Here is a 24,665-nt window from a genome sequence, read left to right on the forward strand (position 1 = left end):
TAGCCGGGCCGCTCCTGCGGCGTGCGCGGTAGCGCGAAGTGTCCTCCCCGGGCGGACGCGCGGACGGGGGTGCGGCGGGCACGCTGAAACCCGTCCGATCGAAGCGAACCCGAGGCAAGAAGAAAAAGGAGTCCTCCCATGTCCGTCCGCTCACTGTCCGCCGAGGCCGTGCACTCCCCGGTGGTCTCGGCCGCCGCCGAGGCCTACGACCTGACGGCCGGCCGCGTCGGCTCCGTCGCCGCCGCCCTGCTCGGGGTGGCCGCCGTGGCCATCGGCGTACTGGCGCTGCGCGCCCGGGACGGCGCCTCCCCGACCCGCGCCCGTACGGCGCTGGGCCTCGGGCTGGCCGGCGCCGCGGCCGGCGCGGTGCTCGCCGCGACCGCCGACGGGGGTCCGGGCTCCGGCAGCGGGATCGTCGGGTCCGTGGTGGCCGTGCTGGTGGGCCTCGGCGGTGCCGCCCTCGGCTGGAGGGCGCTGGCCCGTACGCGGCGCGCCCGGTGACGGCTCAGGGCCGCCCGGCCAGGAACACGAACTCCCGGCCGGGCCGGTCCGGCGCGTCGCGGATCTCGCGCAGCACGTAGCCGTGGGCCGCCAGATCCGCCTCGACCTCGTCCCGCTCCCGGAAGCGCAGCGTCGAGTCCGAGGTCAGCGTCTCGCCGTCGGCGAACACGAAGGTGCCGCGGAACGTCACCAGCGGGAGGGTGACGTCCAGCAGATCGGTCCAGCACTCCACCACACCGACCCCGGGGACGTCCGTCACCTGATGGGTCGCCGGACGGTTCCACTCCTCCCAGGCCCGGCGGGCGGGGTCACGGGTCTCGAACACGAGGAGTCCGCCGGGGCGCAGCGCCGCATGGGCGCCGGCAAGGGTGGCCGACCAGTCCGCGGGGCCGGCGATCGCCTGCGCGACGTTGGCGGTCATCGTCGCGAGGTCCGCCGTGAGCGGCGGCAGGGCCGTGATGTCACCGTCGATCCAGCGCACCCGGTCCGCGCCGGGCTTCGCGCGGGCCACGTCGACGGAGCCTCGCGCCGGATCGAGTCCGGTCACCTCGACGCCCCGGTCGGCGAGCAGGAGCGCGAACACCCCGGTGCCGCAGCCGATGTCCAGCACCCGCAGCGCGCCTTCCTCCTCCGCGATCCGCAGATACGCGTCGAGGTCGGAGCGGTCGGTGTCGAGCGGGTCGTAGAGGGCGGCGAGCCGGGGGTCACTGAACTGCGCGTCGGACATGGCCGTGACCGTAACCCCCGCCACCCCACCCCGGCCAACGGGTTTACCCCGCGCACAGAATCGTCCGCCGCAGCCGCTCGGCGAGCTCACCGTCCGGGACGACCCCCGCCAGCAGGTCCCCGTACAGCATCGACTCCCCCACCCGGACCAGCGCGTACGCCGACTCGTCCACCCCGAACGGCAGCTCGGCCAGCTCACCGCTGCGCCGGGCCTCGCGCAGCAGCCCCGCCCAGGCGTCGACCATCCGCTCGTGCACCCGGCCGGAGCCGGTGAACAGCACCCGCAGGGCGTCCACGGGCTCCTCCCGGAGCAGCCGCTGCACCGGGGCGAACCGGGCGACCGCCCGCTCGAAGCGGTCCGCCGTCCCCAGCAGCAGCTCCACCCCGCTCGCCCCGGCGCCCCGGGTCTCGTGCACGGCCATGTCGAGGGTGCGCCGGGCCAGTTGCCACAGCACGTCACCCAGCAGCAGATCGCGGCTGCCGACGACGCGGTACAGAGTGGCCCGGCTGACGTTCAGATCGCGGCAGACCTCGTCCATCGGCAGCCCGCCGGTGGCGACGAACCTGCGCCGGGCGGCCGTCAGCGCCGTGTCGTGATCGATGACCCGGCGGGCTGAGGGCATGTGATCCAGGATGCACCCGCCGGCCGCGCACGGCGACAGGGCAGGCGCCGGAAGCTGAGACGGCATCTCACGTTCCCCCGCGCGCCCTTCCGCCCCCGCGGCGGCCGCAGTTCGCTGCGGAAGACCGCACCTCACCGCCCCGAGAGGAGCCCCATGCCCGCGCGTCTTCGGACAGGACGTACGGTCCTGCTCGCCGCCGCCCTGTCGTTCGCCGTCCTCCTCACCCCCTACCGAACGGCCGCCGGTTCGCCCCGCGACGAGGGGCGCGCCACCGTCGAGGGGCCGATCCCCGGCACCGTGCCGGGCGACCCTCAGGCCGGGGACGTCGCCGACACCTACCCGTTCTTCTCGACGCCCGTCGACCTCGCGGCAAAGGGCTACGTCGAGCAGGAGTTCTACCTGTCGGGCCGGGCGGACGGCTTCTCCGCCACCGGCGAGCAGGTCGCCGACGACGTGCCGTACCGGACCCGGATCGTGGTCCGCCGCCCCGTGGCGGAGCGCGACTTCAGCGGCACGGTGCTGATGGAGTGGCAGAACGTCACCGCCGGCTACGACCTCGACGCCCTGTGGAATCCCGACCACGTGATCCGTCGGGGGCATGTCTGGGTCGGGGTGTCGGCGCAGCGCGTGGGTGTGGACCAGCTCGCGGGGTGGAGCCCGGCGCGTTACGGGGAGCTGGACGTCACCGGCGAACGGGCGTACACCGGTGACGAGTTGTCGTACGACATCTTCGCCCAGGCGGCGCTTGCCGTCCGCGATCCACAGGGCGCGCGACCGCTGGGCCGGCTGGACGCGGAGCGGGTGCTGGCGCTGGGCGCCTCCCAGTCGGCGGGGCGGATGACGGTGTACTACGACCGGATCCTGCCGTCCGCCGCCGAACCGCCCTTCGACGGCTACGCGTTCGTCGTCGGCCAGGCGCCCGCCCGCGAGGGCGCGGAGCCGGTGTTCCACGTGCTGTCGGAGACCGATGTACGCACGCCCGTGGGCCGGCGGGCGGACACCGACCTCTACCGCCGCTGGGAGGTGGCCGGCGCGGCGCACTCCGGGTGGGAGGGGCAGGTGTACCGGGCGCCGGTCTCGGAGCGTGATCTGGGCGCCGCGCCGCAGTACGAGTGCACGGCCCCGCCGTTCAGCCGGGTGCCGATGAGCCAGGTGACGACCCGGGCGTACGACCTCCTCGACGCCTGGGTGCAGGGGCGCACCCCGCCGCACGCGCCGTATCTGGAGTTCGCCGGCACCGAACCGGTCCGCAACGAACTCGGGCTGGCCCAAGGCGGCATCCAGCTGTCGCAGGTGGCCGTGCCGACCGCGCTCAACACCGGGCGGAACACGGGCCAGTCCTTCTGCACCCTGTTCGGCACCCACGTCCCGTTCGACGGGTCCGTGCTGGACGCGCTGTACCCGAACCCGGGCGGCTACATCGGCGCGGTGGCCCGTACCGACGCGGCCAACGTCCGGGCCGGCTACCTCGCCGCCGCCGACGCCCGGGAGAACCTGCGGGAGGCCGTGGGGTCCGGCGTCGGACGCTGAACGTCCGCGACGAGGGGGCGGCCCCCGCCGGGCGCCGCCCCCTTTCGTACGCCCGATCGACCTGCCCGAACCCCGGGGAAAATGCCGACCACGCCGTCTGGGCAGCCCAGTGATCCCGTCCTAGAGTGACGCGCATCCCAGCCGTATGACGGATCACCCACCCGTACCGGGGAGGGCACATGCACCGCATCTCGCTGAAAGTGGACGGCACCACCTACGAGGACCACGTCGAACCACGTCTCCTGCTCATCCATTACCTGCGTGACCGCCTCGGCCTGACGGGCACCCCCATCGGCTGCGACACCGGCAACTGCGGCGCCTGCACCGTGGATCTCGACGGGCAGAGCGTCAAGAGCTGCTCCGTCCTCGCCGTGCAGGCGGACGGCAGCGAGGTGACGACCGTCGAGGGCCTCGCCTCCGACGGCCAGTGGCACCCGCTGCAGCGGGCGTTCCACGAACGTCACGGGCTGCAGTGCGGCTACTGCACGCCCGGCATGCTGATGGCGGCCCGCGACCTGCTGGCCGAGAACCCCGACCCCACCGCCGATGAGGTGCGCCACGGGCTGGAGGGCAACCTCTGCCGGTGCACCGGATACCAGAACATCGTGCGCGCCGTCCTGGCCGCCGCCCGGGAACAGCGCGAGCAGCCGGCGCCCAGCGGTGAGGAGGCGTCCGTATGACCACCGAAGTGGGCCGCTCCCGGCTCCGCAAGGAGGACGCCCGTCTGGTCACGGGCCGCACCCGGTGGACGGACAACATCACCGCCCCCGGACTGCTGCACATGGCCGTCCTCCGCAGCCCCATGGCACACGCCCGCATCGACCGCGTCGACGTGTCGGCGGCGCTCGGACGCCCCGGTGTGGTCGCCGCGTTCACCGGCGCCGACCTGGGCGCGGAGCTGGGCTCGCTGCCCTGCGCCTGGCCGGTGACCGAGGACATCGTGCTGCCCGACCATCCGCCGCTCGCCCTGGACGAGGTGCGCCACACCGGCGACCCGGTGGCCGTCGTGATCGCCCGCGACCGGTACGCGGCCGCCGACGCGCTCGAGGCGATCGAGGTCGACTACACCCCGCTGCCGCCCGTCCTGGACCTGGAGGCCGCCCTCGAGCCGGACGCGCCGCTGGTGCACGCGGACAAGGGCACCAACAGGTGCTTCGTGTGGCCGCTGGAGAGCGGCGACTACGAGGCCGCCCGGGCGCAGGCGGACGTGGTCGTCAAACGCCGCTACCACCAGCAGCGGCTGATCCCCAACGCGATGGAACCGCGCGCCGTGGTGGTCACCCCGCTCGCGGAGTTCAACGAGTACACCGTCTACTCCTCCACCCAGATCCCGCACATCCTGCGGGTGCTGCTCGCCGCCCAGACGGGCATCCCCGAGCACCAGCTGCGGGTCGTCGCCCCCGACGTGGGCGGCGGGTTCGGCTCCAAGCTGCAGGTGTGCGCGGAGGAGGCGATCACCCTGGTCGTCGCCAAACGCCTGGGGAAGCCGGTGAAGTGGACCGAGTCCCGCTCCGAGGGCTATCTGGCCACCCACCACGGCCGCGGTCAGATCCAGGACGTGGAGATCGCCGCCCGCCGCGACGGGACGCTGCTGGGGATGAAGGTCGATCTGCTGGCCGACATGGGCGCGTATCTGATGATCGTGACCCCGGGCGTGCCGCTGCTGGGCGCGTTCATGTATCCGGCGATCTACAAGATGGACGCCTACTCCTTCAGCTGTACGGGCGTGTTCACCACCCGCACCCCCACGGACGCCTACCGCGGCGCCGGACGGCCGGAGGCCACGTACGCCGTAGAGCGGCTGATGGACGACCTGGCGGTGGAGCTGGACCTCGACCCGCTGGAGTTGCGCCGCCGCAACTGGATCCAGGCGGAGGAGTTCCCGTACACCTCGATCGCGGGTCTGACGTACGACAGCGGTGACTACGCGGCGGCCACCGACAAGGCGCTGGCCCTCTTCGGCTACGACGAGCTGCGCGCCGAGCAGCGCAAGCGCAACGAGAGCGGCGACAGCGTGCGTCTGGGCATCGGCGTGTCCACGTACACGGAGATGTGCGGGCTGGCGCCGAGCCGGGTGCTGCGCGATCTGCGGTACGGGGCGGGCGGCTGGGAGGCGGCGCAGATACGGATGCTGCCGACCGGGAAGGTGCAGGTCGTCACCGGGTCCAGCCCGCACGGGCAGGGGCACGTGACGTCCTGGAGCCAGATCGCCGCGGACGTCCTCGGGGTGCCGTTCGACGACATCGAGGTGGTGCACGGCGACACCCGGGCGGCGCCGCTGGGCATGGACACCTACGGGTCGCGGTCGCTCGTCGTCGGCGGGACGGCCGTGCACCGGGCGGCGGAAAAGGTCGTGGACAAGGCGCGGCGGGTGGCGGCGCATCTGCTGGAGGTCGGCGAGGACGACCTGGAGTTCTCCGCCGGGGCGTTCTCGGTGCGCGGCGACCCGGAGGCGAAGAAGACCATCCAGGAGCTGGCGTACGCGACGTTCACCAGCCACGATCTCCCGGACGGCATGGAGGCGTCGATCAACGCCGAGCACGTCACCGAGCCGGAGAACTTCTCCTATCCGCACGGCACGCATCTGTGCGCGGTGGAGGTCGACACGGAGACGGGCGCGGTGCGCATCCGCAAGTACGTCGCCGTGGACGACGTGGGGCGGGTGGTCAACCCGCAGATCGTCGAGGGCCAGGTGCACGGCGGACTGGCGCAGGGCATCGCCCAGGCGCTGTACGAGGAGGCGGTGTACGACGCCGACGGGAACCTGGTGTCCGGCACCATGGCGGACTATCTGGTCCCCGCCGCCCCCGACCTCCCCGACTTCGTCACCGACCGCACCGAGACACCGGCGACGTCCAACCCGCTCGGCGCGAAGGGCGTCGGCGAGTCCGGCACGATCGCCTCGACGCCGGCCGTGGTCAACGCCGTGGTGGACGCGCTGCGTCCGCTCGGGGTGACGGACATGCGGATGCCGTGCTCCCCGGAGCGCGTGTGGCGGGCCGTACAGGAAGCAGCGCAGCCGGCATCGCAGCCGAAGGAGCAGGCGTCATGATCCCTCCGTCCTTCGAGTACACGGCGCCGCGCTCCGTCGAGGACGCGGTACGGGCCCTCGCCGAGGGCGGTGAGGAAGCGAAGGTGCTGGCCGGCGGGCAGAGCCTGATGCCGCTGCTGCGGATGCGCCTGGCCTTCCCCGAGCTGGTCGTCGACGTCGGCGGGATCCCGGAGCTGCGCGGGGTGCGCGAGGACGGCGACACCCTGGTCATCGGGGCCCTGACGACCCATCACACGGTGCTGCGCGATCCGCTGGTACGCCGCCACGCGGGCCTGCTCGCCAAGGCCACGGCGACGGTCGCCGACCCGGCGGTACGCCACCGGGGCACCCTCGGCGGGGCCCTGGCCCACGCCGACCCCGCCGGTGACGTGCCGACGGCGATCGTGGCCCTGGACGCCGAGCTGGTCGCGCAGGGGCCGGACGGGCGGCGGAGCATTCCGGCGGCGGAGTTCTTCACCGACTATCTGCAGAGCACCCTCTCCCCCGACGAACTGCTGGTCGAGGTACGGCTGCCGAAGCCGGGCGACGGCTGGGGCTTCCACTACGAGAAGTTCCGGCGCGCCACCCAGGAGTGGGCGGTCGTCGGCGTCGCGGCGGCCGTACGGCGCACCAACGGCCGGATCGAGGAGGCCCGGGTCGCCCTCACCAACATGGGGCCGACACCGGTACGGGCCCGCGCCACGGAGGCGGCCCTCGCCGGCGCCGACGTCGCCGGCGACGCGATCGCCCGCGCGGCGGCAAGCGCGGCGGAGGGCACCGCGCCGGGCACCGATCTGGCGGCGTCGGCCGAGTACCGCGCGCACCTCGCCCGGGTGCTGACCCGGCGCGCGGTCACGGCGGCCGCGGGCTGAGGCAGCGGCGGGGGCGGCCGGCGTCAGCGGGCCGCCCCCGTACCACCCCCGACCGGCATCACCGGAGCAGCACAGGAGCCACAGCATGGAGTTGCAGCACGAGTTCACCGTCCCCGTCCCGGCGGACCAGGCGTGGGAGGTCCTTCTCGACATCGAACGGATCGCGCCCTGCATGCCCGGCGCGACGGTGGAGTCGTACGACGGCGAGACCGTCGGGGGCGCGGTGAAGGTGAAGGTCGGCCCGATCACCGTGACGTACCGGGGCACGGCCGTCTTCGAGGAACGCGACGAGAAGATCCGCCGGATGGTGCTGGCCGCCTCCGGCCGCGAGACGCGCGGTCAGGGCACCGCGCGGGCCCGGGTGACCGGGCAGCTGACCGAGCGGGACGACGGCGGGACGCAGGTGTCGGTGATCACCGATCTGACGATCACCGGGCGGCCCGCGCAGTTCGGGCGGAGCCTGATGGCCGACGTCGGGGAGAGGCTCATCGGGCAGTTCGCGGGCTGTCTGGCCGAACGGCTCGCCGAGCGGGAGCGGGAGGACCCGGTCCCGCCCCTGATCCCGGCCGACGAGCCGCTCGACCTGCTGCGTACGGCCGGGGCGCCGGTCGCCCGCCGGGCCGGGTGGCCGGCCGCGGTGGCCGCCGCCCTGGTCCTGGTGTTCGCGGCGGCCCGCAGGCGGCGCAGGCGGAAGGTCAGGGGCAGGAGTACGTGAACTCGGTGGCGGCGGCGGTCCGTCCGGGACTCGTGACCACCAACTCGGCCCGGGCCGCCACCGTGCCCTCGCCCCGGAACTTCCACAGCAGATGGATCCGGGCCTCCTCCTGACCCCGGCCGAAGTGCTCCGTCAGCACCCCGGAGCCGGTACCGTCGCTGCGCTCCCAGCGGTACGTGACACTGCCGCCGCGGCCGTTGGTGCGGACGGTGGCGACGATGTCGGCGGTGCCGTCGCAGGCCGGGCCCGCGGGGGCGGTGGTGACGGTGACGCCCTTGACGTCGAGGCCGGTGCCGAGCCACTGCCAGACGGCGTAGGCCAGGGAGCACAGGAGGACGAACCCGGCGAGCAGATACCCCCGCCAGGCGGGCCGCCGGCGCGGGGGCGGCTCGGGGGTCAGGAGGCCGTGCCAGACGGCGGAGACGGTGCCGGTGTTCGGGGGGACACCGGGGCCGAAGTGCAGCACGTGGTCGCCGGTCGCGAAGCGTGCGGTGGGGGCGGTCGCCGGCGGGCGCCGCCGGACGGTGGTCGCCGGGTGGGCCGCCTCCGGGACGGGCTCGCGGACGGTGTCGGGCGGGGTGAGGCCCGTCGACGAGGAGTACGGCGGGGTCACCTCCAGCCAGGGCGTGGGCGCCGGGGGCCCGCCCCAGTCCAGGCGGGTGGCGCTGTAGTCGGGCTCCTCCGGCGCCGGCGGTGCGGCGTCCTGCTTACGCAGGCGGCGGGTGGATTCCTCGGGTCTGCGGTCCTCGGGGTCGGTCATCCGATGACACATCCCTGGGTCTGCGTCTTGGCTTCCTGGGGCTGGGAGGGGGCGGCGGGACTCGTCGTCACGGAGACGGTGACGACGCCGCCGCGGTTGCAGAAGTCCTTCTCGCCGAAGGTGTAGCTGTAGGCGCTGGACGACGTGGTGCTCACCGACGCCGTCGTGGTGTACGTGTGCGGGGGCTCGCCCTGGGCGTTGGTGAACGTCCACTTGAGGTTCAGGGTCACGGGCCCCGGCCCGGTCATGCTCACCCGGACCTGCACCGTCGCCGTCTGCCCGCTCAGGCTGAGCCCGCCCAGCCCCATGGCCGTCACCACCGTGCCCTCCGGCGGATCCGTAGTCGGCGGCGCCGTCGTCCCGCCGGTCGTGCCACCCCCCGTCGTCCCGCCCCCGGTGGTGCCACCGCCGGTCGTACCGCCCCCCGTCGTGTCACCGCCGTCCGTACCCCCGCCGGTCGTGCCGCCCGTCGCCGGCGCCGTGGCGGACGCCGACGGCGAACCGGACGCCGAAGGCGACGCGGAGTCCGACGGGGACGCGCTCGTGGCCGACGGCCCGGGCGAACCGCTCGCCGGCCCCCCGGAGTCCGGCACCGACGGCGACGCGTCGGTCGTGGCCACCGCCCGGGTGGGTTCCCCGCCCCCGCCCTCCGTCGCCACCGACGTCACGGCGAGCGCACCGAGCAGGACGACCGCCCCGACCCCGGCCATCAGCCCCCGCCGCCCGGCCAACGCCCCGCGCCCGCCCCCGGCGATGACGGTCCGGGCCAGCGACGTCACCCCGCCGGACGCGCCGGACGCGGAGGGGAAGAGCAGCGGCAGCAGGGCGGCCAGTGCGGCGAGCCGGCGCTGCCCGCGCTCCTCCCAGTCCGGCCCGTACGCCGCGCCGGCGACCAGGTCGAGCTCGGCGACGAACAGGTCGGCGCTGGCGGGCCGGTCGGCCGCGTCCTTCGCCATGCCGTGCCGGATGAGCTCCTGGACGGGCAGGTCGACGTTCTCCGCCGGGATGGGCGCGGTGATGTGCTTGACGGCGAGTTCGGCGAACGTGTCGCCGGTGTACGGCCGCTGTCCGGTGAGGCACTCGTAGAACGTGGCGGTCGCCGCGTACACGTCCGTGGCGGGCGAGGCGGGCGCGCCGTTCCACTGCTCGGGCGCCATGTACAGCGGCGTACCGGCGACGTCCGGCGTGGCGCCGCTGCGTACCGCGATGCCGAAGTCGACGAGCTTGGACGAGCCGTCCGCCGCGACCAGCACGTTCTCCGGTTTGTAGTCCCGGTGCACGATGCCGCTCGCGTGCGCGGCGGCCAGCCCCAGCAGCGAGCCCTTGAGGACGACGAGCGCGGCCTCCGGCCCGGTGGCGCCCTCCTGCTTGAGCAGGGCGCGCAGCGCGATGCCGTCGACGACCTCCATCACGATGGCGGCGCCGGACGCCGACTCGACGTAGTCGTAGAGCTTGACCACGTACGGCGTGTCGAGGGCGCCGAGGAGTCCGGCCTCGTCCCGGAACTCCTGGAGGAAGTTCTGGTCGGCCCACAGCTCGTCGCTCAGATACTTGATCGCGACCGGTGTCCCGGTCGCCTCGTGCACCGCGAGGACCACCCGGCCGCTCGCGCCCGATCCCAGCTCCCGGGCCTCCCGGTATCCGGGAACCGTCCAGCCGTTCATCGCCCCACCCCCCGGTACGGGCTCCATCCGCAGCGCGGATGCCTGTCGTTTCAACGATGGGACAGACACGGCCGTGCGCCGGCCGGTTCCACCCGGGACGACTTATATCGGAACTTCCGCCGGAGGGCGATGAGTCCGCACATAACGGCTGCATTTTCCGGGGGACAACCCCCGGCCCCCCGGCCGACAGTCAGGTCGGCCGGGGGCGCCCGGGTGAGTAACACGTTTCCCTAACACGTTTCCCCGACGCCGGACGAGGCCGAGCCCGTCGGGGCGAGGTGTCAGCTACGGCCGCCGATCTTGTGCGACCGGAAGAACCACGCCTGCTTCTCCAGATCCGCCGTGATGCCGATGAAGAGGTCCTGCGTCACCGGGTCCGCCGTCTCGGTGTCCGCGACCCGCTCGCGCATCCGGGCCACGGCCTTGTCGAGCAGGTCCGTCACGTCGTCGATGACCTTCTGGTCGGACAGCTCGCCCGGGCCGACGTCGGGCAGGACCCGCTGCTCCGCGAGCGTCGTCGCCCGGCCGTCGGGGCTGGCGCCGAGGGCCGCGGCCCGCTCGGCCACGGTGTCGGCGTGCTCGCGGACGACACCGACCACTTCGTCGAGCTGAAGGTGCAGCTCCCGGAAGAGCGGTCCGCTCACGTTCCAGTGCGCCTGCTTGGCTTCCAGGGACAGGTCCAGCAGATCCACCAGGGCAGACTGCAGCGTCTCGTGCACGGTCTTCTGGGCCTGCCGGTCGAGCGTGGTGCTCATCACGAACTCCTTGCTTCAGCGATCTCTGATCTTCGCCTTGATGGATTCCATCCTAGCTTAGACATTGTCTAAAATCATCCCGGGGTCACGCCTCAGCCGGCCAGGTCGGCGAGCGCGTCGAGCATCCCCCGGTGGAAGGTGGGGTACGCGTAAATCATGTGCCGCAGCCGCTCCACCGGCACCTCGGCCTGCACGGCGACCGTCAGCCCGTACAGCACCTCGCCGCCCATCGGCCCCACCGACGTGCCCCCGACCAGGACCCCCCGGTCGGCGTCCTCGACCAGCTTGATGAACCCCTCGTTGCCCGCCTTGTGGATCCACCCCCGGGTGGACGCGGGCACCTGCCCCGTCCCGGTCCGCACCGTCAGCCCCGCCTCCCGGGCCGCCCGCTCGGTGAGCCCCACCGCGCCGACCTCCGGGTCGGTGAAGGTCACCCGCGGCACCGCGCGGTAGTCGGCCTCCGGTCCGGGCTCGCCGAGGACCGCCCGCGCCACGATGTCCGCCTGGTACATCGCCATATGGGTGAACGCCCCGCGCCCGGTCACATCGCCGACCGCCCAGAGCCCCGGCCGGACCAGCAGCTGCCCGTCGGTGTCCAGGGAGCGCGCCTTCGGGTCCAGGCCCACGGTCTCCAGCCCCAGGCCGGCGAGGTCGTTGTGCCGGCCGGTGGCGACCAGCAGCCGCTCGGCGGTCAGCGCCCGGTCGTCGCCCTCGACGGTCACCGTGAAGCCGTCCGCCCCGTGGGCGACGGCGGCGGCGCGCGCACCGGTACGGACGTCCACGCCCTCCTTGCGCAGGGTCGCGGCGATCAGCTCCCCGGCCTCCGGCTCGTCCAGCGGGAGCAGCCGCTCCTGCGCCTCGACGACGGTCACCCGGGTGCCGAAGCGGGCGAAGGCCTGGGCGAGCTCGACGCCGACGGCGCCGCCGCCCATCACGATCAGCGACGCCGGGGCCTGCTTGGCGGAGACGGCCTGCCGGTTCGTCCAGTACGGGGTGTCCGCCAGCCCCGGCACCGGCGGCACGGACGGCTTCGAACCGGCGGCGATCACCACCCCCCGCCGCAGCCGGAACGTCTCCCCGCCGGCCTCGACGAGGCCCTCCCCGGCGAGCCGGCCGCGGGCCCGGACCAGGGTGCCGCCCTTGCCGGTGAAGCGGTCGGCGGCGACCTGGTCGTTCCAGTCGTCGGTGGCCTCGTCGCGGATCCGGGCGGCCGCGACGGTGAAGTCGGGCATGACGTCGGCGCCCCCGGCCATCCCGGGGATCCGGTAGGCCTCGGCGAGCAGATTCCCGGCCCGGATCAGCATCTTGCTGGGGATGCACGCCCAGTACGGGCACTCCCCGCCGACGAGTTCGGCCTCGATGCCGACCACGTCCAGCCCCGCCTCCGCCAGCCGGCCCGCGACGGCCTCACCTCCGGGCCCCAGCCCGATGACCGCCACGTCCGCTTCCCGCACCATGCGTCCTCCTCGTTCGCCGATGTGCCCACCGTAGGCACGGCGGGCGGAAATCGGCCGGACGACGTACGCGTCGGTGCGCGCAGGGTCACCGATCCGTGCGCCGGGAGTACGACCGCCGCACCATCGGCACAGGTCGCACATGCCCGGCCACAGCACGACACGACGCCCTCTTGTGGGATGTCATGGACGCACCTATCTTGCAGTCCGATACCGCCCACGCGCGGGAGAGGACTTCCCATGCCCGATTTAAGTGAGCGCGGCCGCCACCGCCGGCCCCGCCCCGCCTCCGTGTCCCGCACCACGCTCACGGTGACGGCCGGCAGCGCCGGACTCGCCCTGCCGCTGCTCACCGCCTCGGGCGCCACCGCCGCGCCGGTCCCGGCACCGGCCGAGGGCCACCACGGGGCACCCGCGCCCCGTACCGACGCCGGGACCCAGACCGTACGGGCGGCCGTGATCACGCTCCCCGCGAAGTCCAAGCCGGACAAGCGGGTCACGCACTACACCGTGCGCGCCGGCGACACGCTCTCGGCGATAGCCGACGCCCATGAGGTACGGGGCGGCTGGCCGGCGCTGTACGAGCGCAACCGGCAGGTGATCGGCGCCGACCCCGACCTGATCATCCCCGGCCAGCGGCTGAAGCTGCACGGACAGCGGGCGGCGGCCCCGCCCGCAAAGGAGAGCGGGAAACCGAAGTCCGCGGCGAAGCCCAGGACCAAGGACTCGGGCAAGAAGGACTCCGGCAAGAAGAGCTCCGGCTCCCACACCGACTCGGGCAAGAAGGCCTCCCACACCGACTCCGGCAAGAAGACCCGGACCACCACCGGCTGGACCACCCCGCTGTCCGGCGCCCACACCGGCACCGGCTACGGCGTGAGCGGCAGCTCCTGGGCCAGCGGCCACCACACGGGGGTCGACTTCCCCGTCGGCGTGGGGACCGGGGTGCGGGCCGTGTCCGGCGGGACGGTCGTGTCGGCGGGCTGGGGCGGCTCGTACGGCTACCAGGTGGTGATCCGCCACGGCGACGGCCACTACTCCCAGTACGCCCACCTCTCGGCGCTCACCGTACGAGGCGGCCAGCACGTCAACGCGGGCCAGCGCATAGGCCGCTCCGGCTCCACGGGCAACACGACCGGACCCCACCTGCACTTCGAGATACGCACCGGACCGGACTACGGCTCCGACATCGACCCCCTGCGCTACCTCCGCTCGAAGGGCGTCAGGGTCTGAGGAACCGTCACGGCGGGCAGATGCAGCGGACCCGGCCGCAGCGCGGGCAGACGGGGACGCGGCGCAGGCGGGCGAGGACGCTGTGAGCTGCTTCGAGGTGGATCTGTCGCATACCGTGTACTCCGCTCGTTCTGTGAGAGCCTCGGGCTCCTTACATCTATGACGCGCTGAGGAGCGATTTGGTTTATGGACAGCCGCGACTGGGATGACCGCTACGCCGCCGCCGACCTCGTCTGGGGCGGTACGCCCAACCGCTGGGTGGCTCAGGAGACCGGTGAACTGCCCCTCGGCCGGGCCCTCGACGTGGCCGCCGGGGAGGGCCGCAACTCCATCTGGCTGGCGGACCGCGGCTGGCGGGTGACCGCCGTGGACTTCTCCGCCGTGGCCCTGGACCGGGGCCGGAAGCTGGCCGCCGCGCAGGCGCCGCAGGCCGCCGGGCGGATCACCTGGGTGTGCGAGGACGTGCTGGCGTACACGCCGGAGAAGGAGGCGTACGACCTGGTCGTGCTCTGCTATCTGCAGCTGCCGGCCGCGGAGCGTGCCACGGTGCTGCGGGCGGCGGCGGCCGGGCTGGCGCCCGGGGGCAGTCTGCTGGTCGTCGGGCACGACACGACCAACCTCACCGAGGGCACGGGCGGGCCGCAGGACGCCCGGGTGCTGTTCACCCCGGCGGACGTACTGGACGACCTGGCGCAGGCGCGGCTGGATACCGTACGGGCCGATCAGGTCCGGCGTCCGGTGGAGCGGGCGGACGGCACGACCGCCGACGCGATCGACGCCCTCGTACTGCTGCGGCGGCCTCCCGTCTGAGTCAGCCCTTCAGCGGGTCCGGGTGCTCCGCCGCCAGGCGCGGCGGGGCGGCCTGGCGCCAGGAGTCGACGACGATGGCCCGCAGCTCGTCGAGGTCGTCCAGGGCGGCGATGCGCACCCGGATCCAGGCGAAGGACGCCTCGTGCGACGCGATCCAGAACTTCTCCGGCTCCGCCAGCACCAGTTCGTCGCGCTCGAGCATGGGGCAGCGGACGGCGAAGGACGTCTCGTCGTCGGGGATCGTGAGGAACATCTTGCCCGCGACGCGGAACGTGGGCATCTGCCACGCGGTCTTCTCGGTGGTCTCGGGAAGGGACAGCGCGATCTTGCGGACGTCGTCCGATGTGCGGGCGGTCATTCCATGACCGTAGCGCGCGGGTGTGACATCGGGCTCAGAGGCTGACGTTCAGCATGTCCTCCAGGGGGCGGTAGCCCAGGCGCTGGTACAGGGCGTTGCTGGTGGGGTTGGCGAGGTCCGTGAAGAGCAGGAGTTCCTTCACCCCCGCGTCCAGCGCCGCCCGGCTGGCGCTCGCGGTGGCCTGGGCGGCGTAGCCCCGGCCGCGGGACTCCGGCGGGGTGTAGACGGGGCCGATCCGGGCCATGCCGTCGACCTGCGGATAGCGGGCGGCGAGGGACACGGGGCGGCCGTCGTCCTCCCACAGGACGGCGAGCCCGTCGGCGGTCATCCGGTCGATGAGGCGGTCGGGGTTGCCCAGGATGGTGCCGGTCTCCGCCACGAACGCCGGGAGCCACGCCTTGAGCAGCGCCCGGTCGCCCTCGTGGACGAAGCGCGCGGCGCCGGGGGCGGGGCGCTCCGGCGGGACGAGGCCGTCCAGGCGGTACAGCCGGCTGCGCAGACCGTCTCCGGCCGGTGCGATGCCCGTGAGGCGCGTCCACTCGGCGGCGAAGGCGCGGGCGGCCTGGACCGGCCCGTTCACGCCGGGGGTGGACAGCTCCTCCCCGGCGTGGACGCGGGCCAGCTCCGCGGCGGCCGTCTCGGGCATGGTGGACAGCAGCGGCGGGAAGGGCGGGGTGCACAGGTAGGCGCCGCGGACCGTGCCGTCGGGCGCCGTCCACCAGCCGAACCGCGGCGGGTCGTCACCGAAGCGGTCGGCGTCCCGGCGCAGCCCCTCGACCACCGTCAGCAGCACGGTGTGGCGTACCACGTCGCCGCGCAGGAACGCGCCGGCGGCGGCTTCGTAGTCGGGCAGCAGGTCCGTCGTCGTCCAGGTCATGCCCCGCACTCTGCCGGAAAACGATTGCACCGCGCACACGAATACCGGGCACGGGCGGCCCCTCGGGGGCCGCCCGCCCATGTCACCGCCCGGCCTCCGCGATGTCCTGGAAGCGGTCGAGTACGGCTCTGGGGTCGCCGTTCTTCGCGACGGCGGTGCCCAGTTCGGTGCCCATCGTCCCGCTCAGCTCCGCCCAGACGGGCTCGGCGGTGGGGTCGAAGCGCGCCTTCGGCATGAGCTTCACGTACTCGGCGGTCTCCGGGTCCTTGGCGAACTCGTCGGCGCCGGACTGCGTCGTGGGCAGCAGGCCCTCCACGCGCAGGTACTCGACGTAGTTGGCCGGCTGGTAGAAGTACTCGAGGAACTGCTGGACGAGCTCGCGGTTGCCGTCCTTCCGGAACGCCATGAGGTAGTCCTGCACGCCGTGCGTCACCGGCTCGGCGCCGTGCGCCGTGGGATGGGTGCCGATGCCGTAGTCGATGTCCGCCTTGCGCACCGGGTCCATGAAGGCGCGGGTGCCGAACGAGCCGTACACCATGGCCGCCTTGCCCTGGGCGAACAGCGGCCAGGTGCCGTCGGCGCGGTTGGTCTGGCCGGGGTTGGGCTGGGTCCAGCCGCTCGCGGTGAGGTTCTTGAGGAACCCGAGGGTCTCGACGTTTCGGTCGCTGTTGATCGTCCACTTGCCGCCGGTGCGCCAGTCGCCGCCGTTGGAGCGGGCCCAGGTGCCGAACTCGTAGGTGCCGCCCTCGGTGCCCAGGGCGAGGGCGTAGGGGATGTAGTCGCCGGGCAGTGCGGCGATCTTCTTGGCGTCGGCGGTGAACTCGTCCCAGGTGGCGGGCGGCTGTTCGATGCCGGCCTTCTTGAAGATCGTCTTGTTGTAGTAGAGCCCGTTGACGGTGGCGACGAAGGGGAAGGCGTACTGCTTGCCGTCGAAGTCGGCGTTGCGCGCGAACGCCGGGAGGAAGTCGCCGAGCTTGTCCTCGGACATCACCTCGTCGGCCCGGTAGAGGAGGCCGGACTCGGCGAAGTCGGCGAAGAGATTGGAGTTGAAGATGTCGGGCAGCCGGTTCGTCTGCACCATGGTGTTGATCTGGCTCTGCAGGTTCGACCAGTCGATGACCTGCAGTTCGACCGACTTGCCGGGGTGGTCGGCCTCGAAGGACTTGATCAGTTTCTTCCAGTAGGGCTGCGTGCCCTCGGTGTACTGCGCGACGACCAGCTTGATCGTGGACTGGTCCGCGCTGTCACCGCCGCCGGTTCCGCAGCCGGCCGCGAGAACCGCGAGGACCGCGGCGCCGGCGACCATGGATCTGGTGATCTTCATGTCTCCCACCTCATCGTGACCGTGGTCGGGTTGGGGTCGTCCGGGGTTACCGCTCACCGCCCGTCGTCAGGCCGCTCACCAGATGGCGTTCGATGAGCGAGAACAGGATCACGGCCGGGACGATCGCCATCAGGGCCGCGGCGAAGAGGTACTGGTAGTTCGTCTCGTACAGGCCGACGAACTGCTGGACGCCGACGGTGAGTGTCACCCGGCCGGCTCCGGGGTCGTTGAAGACGGTGAGGGCGATGACGAACTCGTTCCACACCTGGATGAAGGTGAAGATCGTCACGGTGATCAGGCTGGGCGCGATCATCGGGACGATCATCCGGCGGACGATCGCGACCCGCCCGAGCCCGTCGAGCATGGCAGCCTCGTCGAGGTCCACGGGCACGGTCGACACGTGCGCGTGGAGCATCCAGATGGCGAAGGCCAGGTTGAACGCGGTGTTGATGGCGATGATGAACCAGTACGAGTGCACCGCCTCGAAGAACAGGGCCTCGCGGAACAGCCCGATGAGCAGCGCGACGCCGGGGAACATCTGGGTGACCAGGACGAGCCCGAGGAACGCGGTGCGGCCGCGGAAGCGGGTGCGGGCCAGGATGTACGCCGTGGGGGTGGCGATCAGCAGCACCGCGGCGGTGGCGACAAGGGCCACGGTGAGGCTGACGCGGAGGTAGTCGGCGAGGGGGATGCGCCGCCAGACGTCGGCGTAGTTCGACCAGGCCCAGTCCTTGGGCAGGTAGTCGGCCGGGACGGCGAAGAGTTCGGCGTCGGTCTTCAGCGAGCCCAGGAGCATCGCGACGTAGGGGGCGAGGAAGAAGGCGGCGATCAGCAGCCCCGCCGCCGGGAGGCCCACGGGCCGTATCCGCCGCCAGCCGCGGGCGATCGCCGTCGTCGCCGGGCGGGCCGCGGCGGCGAGCCGTCGGGTCGCCGTGTGCCACCGGAGCGCCCAGGCGTCGGTGCGGTTCGCGGGGCGGGCGAAGCGGGTGCGGCCGCCGCCCTCGTCGGCGGGGCGCAGGAGGCGTACGTACGCGGCGATCAGCAGCAGGAGGAAGGTGACGTTGACGACGGCGAGGGCGGCGGCCTCGCCGGAGTCGAGCTGGGCGGTGAAGGCGATCTTGTACATCCAGGTGACGGTGGTGTCGGCGTGGGTGCCGGCGGTCTTTCCGGCGATCACCCAGATCACCGTGAACGCGTTGAAGACGTGGAGCATGTTGAGCACCAGGGCGACGAGCAGTGACGGGCGCAGCAGCGGGAGGGTCACGTGGCGCCAGGTGCCCCAGGGTCCGGCGCCGTCGATGCGCGCGGCCTCGAGGACGTCGTGCGGAATGGCCTGGAGGCCGGAGAGGAGGACGTACGTGGTGAAGGGGACCGAGGTGACGATGCCGACGAACATGATGGAGAAGAAGGCGATGCCGGGGTCCTTGTACCAGTCCACGGGCGAGGAGATCAGAGAGAGGTCCATCAGGAGGCGGTTGAGGAGGCCGTTGCCGCCCTCGTAGATGAACCGCCAGACGGTCGCCGTCATGACCAGGGAGGTCGCCCACGGCACGATGAGGGCGAGGCGGACGAGGCGGCGGCCGGTGAACTCCTTGGAGAGGAACTGGGCCAGCGGCAGGGACACCGCGACGGTCACGCCGACGACCACGGCGAGCCACAGGAGGGTGTTGCCGATGATCTGGCCGAGGGCCTGTTCCGCGAAGAGGCGGCGGTAGTTGTCCGGTCCGGCGAAGCCGTCGATGCGGCCGATCCGGTTCACGTCGAGGAAGGACACCCAGACCATGTAGACGGCCGGGAAGACGACGACGAGGGCGATCAGCGCGGTGCTCGGGGCCAGCCAGCGGGCGGGTAACGACCGCTGCCACAGGCTTCGCCGGCGCCCTTTTACGGCCGTCGGGGCGGGGGCCACGGTCTCGTCCGGTTTCCGCTGGGTGTCGATCACCGGTGATCCCCTTCCCGGCGGCGGGCGTGGTGTGCCCGTCATGGTCGAAGCAGGGGTGATCGATGTCAAGTGGTCCTGCCTGCAATTGAGCAGAAACAATCAAGCGGGGGTGGGCGCGGGCCGGTTCAGAGGCCGTCGAGGTCGTGCCAGTGCTGCTGCCAGCGCCAGTCGATGGGGTCGCCCGCCCGCTGGTAGCGGATGTCGGTGGACAGCCGGATGATGCCGTCGGGGTCGGTGTTGTCCAGGGAGGCGTGCACCAGGTACGGCGAGTGGACCATGACGTCGCCGGCGGCGAAGCCGGTGACCAGCCAGCGGGCGTCGTGCTCGTCCGCCAGCCGGGGCAGGTCGGCGGTCATCGACGCTGCCGGGAGGGCCTGGCCGGCGCGCTCGCGTTCGGTGAACACCCGGTGGCTGCCCTCGAGGTAGATGAGCGGTCCGCGGGGGACGGGGCAGTCACCCAGGGGGATCCAGGCGGACAGCAGCCGGTCGGTGCCCTCGCGGAGGTAGACGAGGTCGTAGTGCGCCTGGGTGGCCGTGCCGACGCCGCGCTCGCCGGGGCGGACATGCCGGATGATCTTCCGGCGGTGCAGGAAGACGGGGTCGTCGTAGAGCCGGGCGAACCAGCCACGCAGCGCGGGCTGGGAGCAGAACCGGGCGTAGGCGTCGCCCGGGACGACGTCGCGGTACAGGATCCGGCGCAGGACGGCGAGGTCCACCTGACCGCCGCTGTCGCGGCCGGCGGCGGGGTCGGTGGCCGGGTCCAGCAGGCCGGCCGCGGCGACGGCCTCGAAGTACGTGCGCCGGAAGTCCCGTACGACGTCGGCGTCGAGGAGCCCCGGGAGGTACAGGTAGCCGTCGCGGCGCAGCCGGCGCCAGAGCTCCGCCCGGTCGTCCCGTACGCGCTCGGGGACCGGGCGGAGTTCGCCGAGGCGGTGCCGTGACTCGTCGAGGACGTGGCCGTTGGACGTCAGCATGGCGGCACCTCCGCGTGGGTCAGAGCTCGAGCGTCGTCCGGTGCTCGTGGTCCAGCCCGTGCTCGGCGCACGGGCCGCCGTCCCGGGGGCAGATCACGGAGTACTCCGTGACCCGCGCCCGGTACATCCGCCACTTCCCCGGCGCCCGCACGGCCTCCGGGGCGGGCGGGCGCCCGCCGCGCGACGGATCGCCCGGGTAGACGCGCAGGGCCTCGGGTATGCCGTCCCCGTCGAGCTCCTCCGCCCGCGCCGACAGATACAGCGCGAGCGGGGCGGCGGTGCCCACCTTGGCCGTCGAGTCGTGGAGCACGATGCTCACGCGCGGCTCGTGGGCGACGTTGCGGGAGTGGGTGACCTCCGGGGAGGACATCCAGTAGAAGTCCCGCCCGTCCTCCGTGGCGTAGAAGACGGGCGAGGCCCAGGGGGCGCCGTCGGGGCCCACCGTGGCGAGCACCATGTACAGGTTGCCGTCGATGACCGCCCGCGCCCGCGCGCGGAGTTCCTCTTTCATCCTGCCGCCCTCCCCTGGGTCCAGGCCTCCACCCTAACGGGGGGCTATGACAGCGCACTTCCCTTCACCCAGGCGTCCCAGTCCACGTTCCAGTCGCCGTAGCCGTTGTTGGGCTGCACGACGTCGGTGGAGTGGAGCACCGTCACCGGGTCGCCGACCTTCACCTGGCTGTAGAACCACTGCGCGGTCGACGTGCTCATCCCGATGCAGCCGTGGCTGCCGTTGACCCGGCCGAACTTGCCCTCGTTCCAGGGCGCGGCGTGCACGTAGGTGCCGGAGGTGGTGAGCTGGACGTCCCACTTCACGGCGCCGAGGTCGTAGGCCTCGCTGCCGAATATGCCGACGGACTCGGAGTTCATCCGGATCGTGGGGACCTTGCTGAGCACGACCATCGTGCCGTTCCACGTCTCGAAGCCCGGCTTGCCGCTGGAGACGGGCACGGTGCGGACGACCTTGCCGTTGCGCTCCAGGGTGAGGGTCTTCTTGTTCACGTCCATGGTGGAGGTGACCGCGTCACCGATGCTGAAGTCCACGACGCGCTCCTGCGTGCCGTAGACCCCGCCGCCGGCGTCCACGCCGGCCAGATGCATCGTCAGGGTGACCTTGGTGTGGGCCTTCCAGTACTCCCGCGGCCGGTAGTCGATCCTGTCGCGGCCGTCCCAGGCCTTCAGCCAGCTCCACGAGCCCTCGACGGCCGGCTCGGCCTGCACGGACAGGGCGCGCTCGACGGCGGCCTTGTTCTTGACGGGCTTGCTGAAGGTGACGGACACCGGGTGGGCGACGCCGACGGTGACGCCCTTGTCGGGGTAGTACTCGCCGAAGAACGTCTTGTCCTTGCTGGGCGCGGCCGTGCTGAACTCCGCGGTCTGCGTCTGCTGCTTGCCCTTGTCGTCCATACCGCGCGCGGTGATGGTGTACGAGGCCCCCGGCGCCAGCGCCGCGCTGGACGTCCAGGAGGTGCGCTGCCCGTTCAGCTTGCCGGCGAGTTTCCCGGGGCCGGGCGAGGCGACCTCGACGGAGACCAGTTTGCCGCCGCGTACCCCCACGGTGACCTTCTTCGCCACGGGGACGTCCTTCTTCCCCGCGGCGGGGGCGAGGGTCATGGCGAAGGGTTCACTCTTCTTGTCGCCCCCGCCGGACCCCGATTCGGTGTCCGCCTTGCCCGTCCCAGTGCAGCCGGCCAGCAGCAGCGCCGCCACGGCGGCGACCGCCGCCCCCGCCACGCGCCGGCGCTTCCCGTACATCATGAATTCGTCCCCCTGGGCGTGCTCGTCCGTCCTTGCCCGTTACTCCCCCGGTGCAGGTGCCCTTATCCCCGACTCGCCGGGTTCAGGCGCCTGTTCAACCCGGTGGTACGGGTGTTCCTGTCTCTAGGACGTCATGGGTAGCACGTTCGGTTTCGCCCCCGGGTGACGATTCGATCACCGTCGCAAGGTGATCGTCCGCGCATGGGTCAGGCCAGGACGCGCAGGGCCCCCGGCAGGACCCGCGCGGTCACCGGCAGCGAGGCGTCTATCTCGCCGTCGGCGCCGTACGGCAGCTCCCGGTCGGCCTCGATGCGCACCTCGGTCCCGGTGAGCACCTCCACCTCGGGGCGCTTGACGTGACTGCCGTCCTTGAGTTCGTTCATGACGGCGAAGAACATCCGCCGCGGCACGTGGTGGAGCACCACGACGTCCAGCACCCCGTCGTCCACCTTCGCCGCCGGGGCGATCTGCCGGCCGAAGCCGTAGTAGCCGGAGTTCGCGACGACGACCGTGTAACCACGGCGTTCGTACTCCGTGCCGTCGACGGTGAGCCGGTAGCCGGCCGGGCGCCAGCCGGCGACCGCCCGCAGGGCGCCCATGTAGTACGAGGCGGAGCCGCGCAGCAGCCGGGAGTTGTTGGCGTTCTGGTTGGCGACGGCGTCCACCCCGGAGTAGACGCTGCCGAGGACCGCGGTGTCCTTGTGTACGGCGGACGTCAGCCGGATCGCGTCGACGGCGCGCGGTTCGCCGTTCAGCAGCAGTTCGGCGAGCGGGCCGGGCTCGGTGGGGAGGCCGAGGGCGCGCGCGAAGTCGTTGCCGCGGCCGGCCGGGACGATGCCGCAGACGGTGTCCGTGCCGGCCAGGGCGCCGCCGATGCGGCCGGTCATCCCGTCGCCGCCGACGGCGAGCACCGTCCGGCCGGCCTGCCCCGCCTCGAGGGCGAGCTCCGCGGCGTGGTCCAGGCTGCGGCTGTACGAGACCTCGACCTCCGCGCCGGCCTCGCGCAGCAGCCGGGCGAGGGGGTGGAGGACGGCGGCACCCGCCGAGCCGCCCGCGGCGGGGTTGATGACGGCGGTGTACTGGCGCATGGCGGCGGCTCGCTTCTCGTGACGGGATCGCGACAGATGATCTGTACGGGATACGGGCGGTGTTTGGGAAGGTCCGGGACCGAATCGTCAGGGTACGAGGACGCCGGGGTTGAGGATCCCCTGGGGGTCGAGGGCCGCCTTGACCGCCCGCAGCGTCTGTGTGCCCAGGTCACCGGCCTCCCGCTCGTACCAGGGGCGGTGGTCCGTGCCGACGCCGTGGTGGTGGCTGATGGTGCCGCCGGCCGCGAGGATCGCGTCGTTCGCCGCCCGTTTCGCGGTGTCCCAGTGGGCGAGGGGGTCGTCCTTGCCCTGGGCGCACACGACGGTGAAGTACAGGGAGGCGCCCGTCTCGTACACGTGGGAGATGTGGCACATGACCAGCGGCGGGGTGCCGGCGGCCGTGAGGGTGGCCGTCAGCGCGTCGCGTACCGCCGTGTAGAGGGCGGGGATGTTCGACCAGAACGTGGCGGTCTCCAGCGTCTCGGCGAAGGCTCCGGCGCCGAGCAGGGAGTCGCGCAGGTACGGGGCGTCGAAGCGGCCCTGTGCCCACTGCTCGCCGGGTTCGTCGCCGAGCGGTTCGCCGCCGAGGCCGCGCAGCGCCTCGTGGGTGCGGGCGCGCAGGTCTTCGGTGCGGGCGGCGTCGCCCTCGTAGCCGGCGAGCAGCAGACAGCCCGCCGCCCCGGCGGACTCGGCGATGGACTGCGGGCGGGCGAGGCCGACCATGGTCTCCGTCTCGTCGGAGAGGCGCAGCACGGTGGGCAGCGGGCCGTCCTGGGCGAGCGAGCGCATCGCGCGGGTGCCCTCGGCGAAGGAGGCGAACCGCCAGCCCTCGTAGCGCCGCTCCCGCGGCAGGGGGCGGACGCGGACGGTGACGGAGGTGATGACGCCGAAGGCGCCCTCGGAGCCGAGCAGCAGCTGGCGCAGGTCCGGTCCCGCCGCCGAGCGGGGGGCGCGGCCGGTGTCGAGGGTGCCCCGGGGGGTGGCGGCGGTGAGGGCGACGACCATGTCGTCGAAGCGGCCGTAGCCGGCGGACGCCTGGCCGCTGCCGCGGGTGGCGGCGAAGCCGCCGATGGTCGCCCATTCGAAGGACTGCGGGAAGTGGCCGAGGGTGAAGCCCTCCGCCGCGAGCAGCCGCTCCGCCTCCGGCGCGCGCAGTCCGGCCTGCAGGACGGCGGTCCGCGAGACGGGGTCGAGGGACGTCATCCCGTTCAGCCGCCGCAGGTCGAGGGCCACCCGGCAGCCGGTCGTCCGCGGGGTGAGTCCGCCGACGACGGACGTGCCGCCGCCGAACGGGACGACGGCGACTCCGTGCTCGGCGCAGACGCGCAGGGCGGCGAGCACCTCGTCGTGCGAGGCGGGCAGCAGGACGGCGTCCGGGGCGTCGGCGGCCTCTCCGTCACGCATCCGCATCAGGTCGGGCGTCGACTTGCCACGGGTGCGGCGGACACGCGTCTCGTCGTCCGTACGGACCTGCGTCACGGCCGTGAGGGCGGCCAGCAGCCCGTCGGTCAGCCGGCTCGGCGCGACGGCGACGTCCGCCAGCGCCACCGGGGGGTGCGCGGCGGGCTCCACGCCCAGCAGCTCGCGCAGCAGGCCGGCGACCGCCTGCGGCAGGGGCGTCGCCCGCTCCGGATCTCCCCAACCGTTCCACAACATGTTCAACGGGCTTC

At 72.9% G+C, this 24,665-nt stretch carries 23 protein-coding genes; 8 read left to right on the forward strand and 15 right to left on the reverse strand.

Annotated elements, in window-relative coordinates:
• Positions 1 to 138 precede the first annotated feature (138 nt).
• Positions 139 to 501, forward strand: coding sequence for a DUF6223 family protein (locus SRB5_RS02935; protein ID WP_153449740.1), 363 nt, complete (start codon positions 139 to 141; stop codon positions 499 to 501).
• 4 nt (positions 502 to 505) lie between these two features.
• On the opposite strand, the gene SRB5_RS02940 is transcribed toward SRB5_RS02935, so the two are convergent.
• Both SRB5_RS02940 and SRB5_RS02945 read right to left on the reverse strand, forming a co-directional pair.
• Positions 506 to 1,228 (reverse strand): class I SAM-dependent methyltransferase, encoded by a 723-nt coding sequence (locus SRB5_RS02940; protein ID WP_153449741.1) that lies wholly within the window; start codon positions 1,226 to 1,228, stop codon positions 506 to 508.
• Between the two features lie 43 nt (positions 1,229 to 1,271).
• Complete coding sequence (locus tag SRB5_RS02945; protein ID WP_153449742.1) at positions 1,272 to 1,850, reverse strand: QsdR family transcriptional regulator; 579 nt, start codon at positions 1,848 to 1,850, stop codon at positions 1,272 to 1,274.
• Between the two features lie 153 nt (positions 1,851 to 2,003).
• Between SRB5_RS02945 and SRB5_RS02950 the strand changes: the two genes are divergently transcribed.
• The 5 genes from SRB5_RS02950 (at position 2,004) to SRB5_RS02970 (ending at position 7,998) form a co-directional block, all read left to right on the forward strand.
• Positions 2,004 to 3,380, forward strand: coding sequence for an alpha/beta hydrolase domain-containing protein (locus SRB5_RS02950; protein WP_228389694.1), 1,377 nt, complete (start codon positions 2,004 to 2,006; stop codon positions 3,378 to 3,380).
• A 179-nt stretch (positions 3,381 to 3,559) separates the two neighbouring features.
• On the forward strand, positions 3,560 to 4,060 hold the full coding sequence (locus tag SRB5_RS02955) for a (2Fe-2S)-binding protein (protein WP_153449743.1): 501 nt from the start codon (positions 3,560 to 3,562) through the stop codon (positions 4,058 to 4,060).
• Complete coding sequence (locus SRB5_RS02960) at positions 4,057 to 6,432, forward strand: xanthine dehydrogenase family protein molybdopterin-binding subunit (protein WP_153449744.1); 2,376 nt, start codon at positions 4,057 to 4,059, stop codon at positions 6,430 to 6,432. The genes SRB5_RS02955 and SRB5_RS02960 overlap by 4 nt, the downstream gene beginning before the upstream one ends.
• Positions 6,429 to 7,283, forward strand: coding sequence for an FAD binding domain-containing protein (locus SRB5_RS02965; RefSeq protein ID WP_153449745.1), 855 nt, complete (start codon positions 6,429 to 6,431; stop codon positions 7,281 to 7,283). Before SRB5_RS02960 ends, SRB5_RS02965 begins: the two co-directional genes overlap by 4 nt.
• A gap of 85 nt (positions 7,284 to 7,368) precedes the next feature.
• Positions 7,369 to 7,998, forward strand: coding sequence for an SRPBCC family protein (locus SRB5_RS02970; protein WP_153449746.1), 630 nt, complete (start codon positions 7,369 to 7,371; stop codon positions 7,996 to 7,998).
• Here the strand turns inward: SRB5_RS02970 and SRB5_RS02975 are convergent.
• From SRB5_RS02975 to SRB5_RS02990, 4 genes are all read right to left on the reverse strand, one after another.
• Positions 7,979 to 8,758: a hypothetical protein gene (locus SRB5_RS02975; RefSeq protein ID WP_153449747.1), complete on the reverse strand. Its 780-nt coding sequence runs from the start codon at positions 8,756 to 8,758 to the stop codon at positions 7,979 to 7,981. The two genes, SRB5_RS02970 and SRB5_RS02975, sit on opposite strands and share 20 nt — an antisense overlap.
• A complete protein-coding gene (locus SRB5_RS02980; protein WP_228389695.1) occupies positions 8,755 to 10,422 on the reverse strand; it encodes a serine/threonine-protein kinase in 1,668 nt (555 codons plus the stop codon). Before SRB5_RS02980 ends, SRB5_RS02975 begins: the two co-directional genes overlap by 4 nt.
• Positions 10,423 to 10,703: 281 nt before the next feature.
• Positions 10,704 to 11,177: a Dps family protein gene (locus tag SRB5_RS02985; RefSeq protein ID WP_153449748.1), complete on the reverse strand. Its 474-nt coding sequence runs from the start codon at positions 11,175 to 11,177 to the stop codon at positions 10,704 to 10,706.
• Positions 11,178 to 11,269: 92 nt separating this feature from the next.
• On the reverse strand, positions 11,270 to 12,634 hold the full coding sequence (locus tag SRB5_RS02990; RefSeq protein ID WP_153449749.1) for a dihydrolipoyl dehydrogenase family protein: 1,365 nt from the start codon (positions 12,632 to 12,634) through the stop codon (positions 11,270 to 11,272).
• A gap of 237 nt (positions 12,635 to 12,871) precedes the next feature.
• Between SRB5_RS02990 and SRB5_RS02995 the strand changes: the two genes are divergently transcribed.
• Positions 12,872 to 13,864 (forward strand): M23 family metallopeptidase, encoded by a 993-nt coding sequence (locus tag SRB5_RS02995; RefSeq protein WP_153449750.1) that lies wholly within the window; start codon positions 12,872 to 12,874, stop codon positions 13,862 to 13,864.
• A 186-nt stretch (positions 13,865 to 14,050) separates the two neighbouring features.
• Positions 14,051 to 14,674, forward strand: a complete 624-nt coding sequence (locus tag SRB5_RS03000) for a class I SAM-dependent methyltransferase (protein ID WP_153449751.1) — start codon at positions 14,051 to 14,053, stop codon at positions 14,672 to 14,674.
• 1 nt (position 14,675) lies between these two features.
• On the opposite strand, the gene SRB5_RS03005 is transcribed toward SRB5_RS03000, so the two are convergent.
• The 9 genes from SRB5_RS03005 to SRB5_RS03045 form a co-directional block, all read right to left on the reverse strand.
• Entirely contained in the window at positions 14,676 to 15,032 is a 357-nt protein-coding gene (locus tag SRB5_RS03005) for an MmcQ/YjbR family DNA-binding protein (RefSeq protein ID WP_153449752.1), read from the reverse strand.
• A gap of 34 nt (positions 15,033 to 15,066) precedes the next feature.
• On the reverse strand, positions 15,067 to 15,909 hold the full coding sequence (locus SRB5_RS03010; RefSeq protein ID WP_153449753.1) for a GNAT family N-acetyltransferase: 843 nt from the start codon (positions 15,907 to 15,909) through the stop codon (positions 15,067 to 15,069).
• Positions 15,910 to 15,991: 82 nt separating this feature from the next.
• On the reverse strand, positions 15,992 to 17,233 hold the full coding sequence (locus SRB5_RS03015) for an extracellular solute-binding protein (protein WP_153449754.1): 1,242 nt from the start codon (positions 17,231 to 17,233) through the stop codon (positions 15,992 to 15,994).
• Positions 17,234 to 17,279: 46 nt separating this feature from the next.
• Positions 17,280 to 19,175, reverse strand: coding sequence for an ABC transporter permease (locus tag SRB5_RS03020; protein ID WP_323376914.1), 1,896 nt, complete (start codon positions 19,173 to 19,175; stop codon positions 17,280 to 17,282).
• A gap of 125 nt (positions 19,176 to 19,300) precedes the next feature.
• Positions 19,301 to 20,149 (reverse strand): phytanoyl-CoA dioxygenase family protein, encoded by an 849-nt coding sequence (locus SRB5_RS03025; protein ID WP_153449756.1) that lies wholly within the window; start codon positions 20,147 to 20,149, stop codon positions 19,301 to 19,303.
• 19 nt (positions 20,150 to 20,168) lie between these two features.
• Entirely contained in the window at positions 20,169 to 20,660 is a 492-nt protein-coding gene (locus SRB5_RS03030; protein WP_153449757.1) for a pyridoxamine 5'-phosphate oxidase family protein, read from the reverse strand.
• Positions 20,661 to 20,704: 44 nt separating this feature from the next.
• Entirely contained in the window at positions 20,705 to 21,907 is a 1,203-nt protein-coding gene (locus tag SRB5_RS03035; protein ID WP_153449758.1) for a L,D-transpeptidase, read from the reverse strand.
• Positions 21,908 to 22,113: 206 nt separating this feature from the next.
• Positions 22,114 to 22,995, reverse strand: coding sequence for a YegS/Rv2252/BmrU family lipid kinase (locus SRB5_RS03040; RefSeq protein WP_153449759.1), 882 nt, complete (start codon positions 22,993 to 22,995; stop codon positions 22,114 to 22,116).
• Positions 22,996 to 23,082: 87 nt separating this feature from the next.
• Positions 23,083 to 24,651 (reverse strand): FAD-binding oxidoreductase, encoded by a 1,569-nt coding sequence (locus tag SRB5_RS03045; RefSeq protein WP_228389696.1) that lies wholly within the window; start codon positions 24,649 to 24,651, stop codon positions 23,083 to 23,085.
• Positions 24,652 to 24,665: the final 14 nt, after the last annotated feature.

The organism is Streptomyces smaragdinus (assembly GCF_009604385.1).
GTDB classification, from domain to species: Bacteria; Actinomycetota; Actinomycetes; order Streptomycetales; family Streptomycetaceae; genus Streptomyces; species Streptomyces smaragdinus.

Coding starts and splice junctions, on each gene's coding strand:
- SRB5_RS02935 (WP_153449740.1), top strand. CDS start 139: ATGTCCGTCCGCTCACTGTCCGCCGAGGCCGTGCACTCCCCGGTGGTC.
- SRB5_RS02960 (WP_153449744.1), top strand. CDS start 4,057: ATGACCACCGAAGTGGGCCGCTCCCGGCTCCGCAAGGAGGACGCCCGT.
- SRB5_RS03025 (WP_153449756.1), bottom strand. CDS start 20,149: ATGCTGACGTCCAACGGCCACGTCCTCGACGAGTCACGGCACCGCCTC.
- SRB5_RS03015 (WP_153449754.1), bottom strand. CDS start 17,233: ATGAAGATCACCAGATCCATGGTCGCCGGCGCCGCGGTCCTCGCGGTT.
- SRB5_RS03040 (WP_153449759.1), bottom strand. CDS start 22,995: ATGCGCCAGTACACCGCCGTCATCAACCCCGCCGCGGGCGGCTCGGCG.
- SRB5_RS02940 (WP_153449741.1), bottom strand. CDS start 1,228: ATGTCCGACGCGCAGTTCAGTGACCCCCGGCTCGCCGCCCTCTACGAC.
- SRB5_RS03005 (WP_153449752.1), bottom strand. CDS start 15,032: ATGACCGCCCGCACATCGGACGACGTCCGCAAGATCGCGCTGTCCCTT.
- SRB5_RS02950 (WP_228389694.1), top strand. CDS start 2,004: ATGCCCGCGCGTCTTCGGACAGGACGTACGGTCCTGCTCGCCGCCGCC.
- SRB5_RS03000 (WP_153449751.1), top strand. CDS start 14,051: ATGGACAGCCGCGACTGGGATGACCGCTACGCCGCCGCCGACCTCGTC.
- SRB5_RS02945 (WP_153449742.1), bottom strand. CDS start 1,850: ATGCCCTCAGCCCGCCGGGTCATCGATCACGACACGGCGCTGACGGCC.
- SRB5_RS03030 (WP_153449757.1), bottom strand. CDS start 20,660: ATGAAAGAGGAACTCCGCGCGCGGGCGCGGGCGGTCATCGACGGCAAC.
- SRB5_RS02980 (WP_228389695.1), bottom strand. CDS start 10,422: ATGAACGGCTGGACGGTTCCCGGATACCGGGAGGCCCGGGAGCTGGGA.
- SRB5_RS02970 (WP_153449746.1), top strand. CDS start 7,369: ATGGAGTTGCAGCACGAGTTCACCGTCCCCGTCCCGGCGGACCAGGCG.
- SRB5_RS02955 (WP_153449743.1), top strand. CDS start 3,560: ATGCACCGCATCTCGCTGAAAGTGGACGGCACCACCTACGAGGACCAC.
- SRB5_RS02965 (WP_153449745.1), top strand. CDS start 6,429: ATGATCCCTCCGTCCTTCGAGTACACGGCGCCGCGCTCCGTCGAGGAC.
- SRB5_RS02995 (WP_153449750.1), top strand. CDS start 12,872: ATGCCCGATTTAAGTGAGCGCGGCCGCCACCGCCGGCCCCGCCCCGCC.
- SRB5_RS02990 (WP_153449749.1), bottom strand. CDS start 12,634: ATGGTGCGGGAAGCGGACGTGGCGGTCATCGGGCTGGGGCCCGGAGGT.
- SRB5_RS03035 (WP_153449758.1), bottom strand. CDS start 21,907: ATGATGTACGGGAAGCGCCGGCGCGTGGCGGGGGCGGCGGTCGCCGCC.
- SRB5_RS03010 (WP_153449753.1), bottom strand. CDS start 15,909: ATGACCTGGACGACGACGGACCTGCTGCCCGACTACGAAGCCGCCGCC.
- SRB5_RS02985 (WP_153449748.1), bottom strand. CDS start 11,177: ATGAGCACCACGCTCGACCGGCAGGCCCAGAAGACCGTGCACGAGACG.
- SRB5_RS03045 (WP_228389696.1), bottom strand. CDS start 24,651: ATGTTGTGGAACGGTTGGGGAGATCCGGAGCGGGCGACGCCCCTGCCG.
- SRB5_RS02975 (WP_153449747.1), bottom strand. CDS start 8,758: ATGACCGACCCCGAGGACCGCAGACCCGAGGAATCCACCCGCCGCCTG.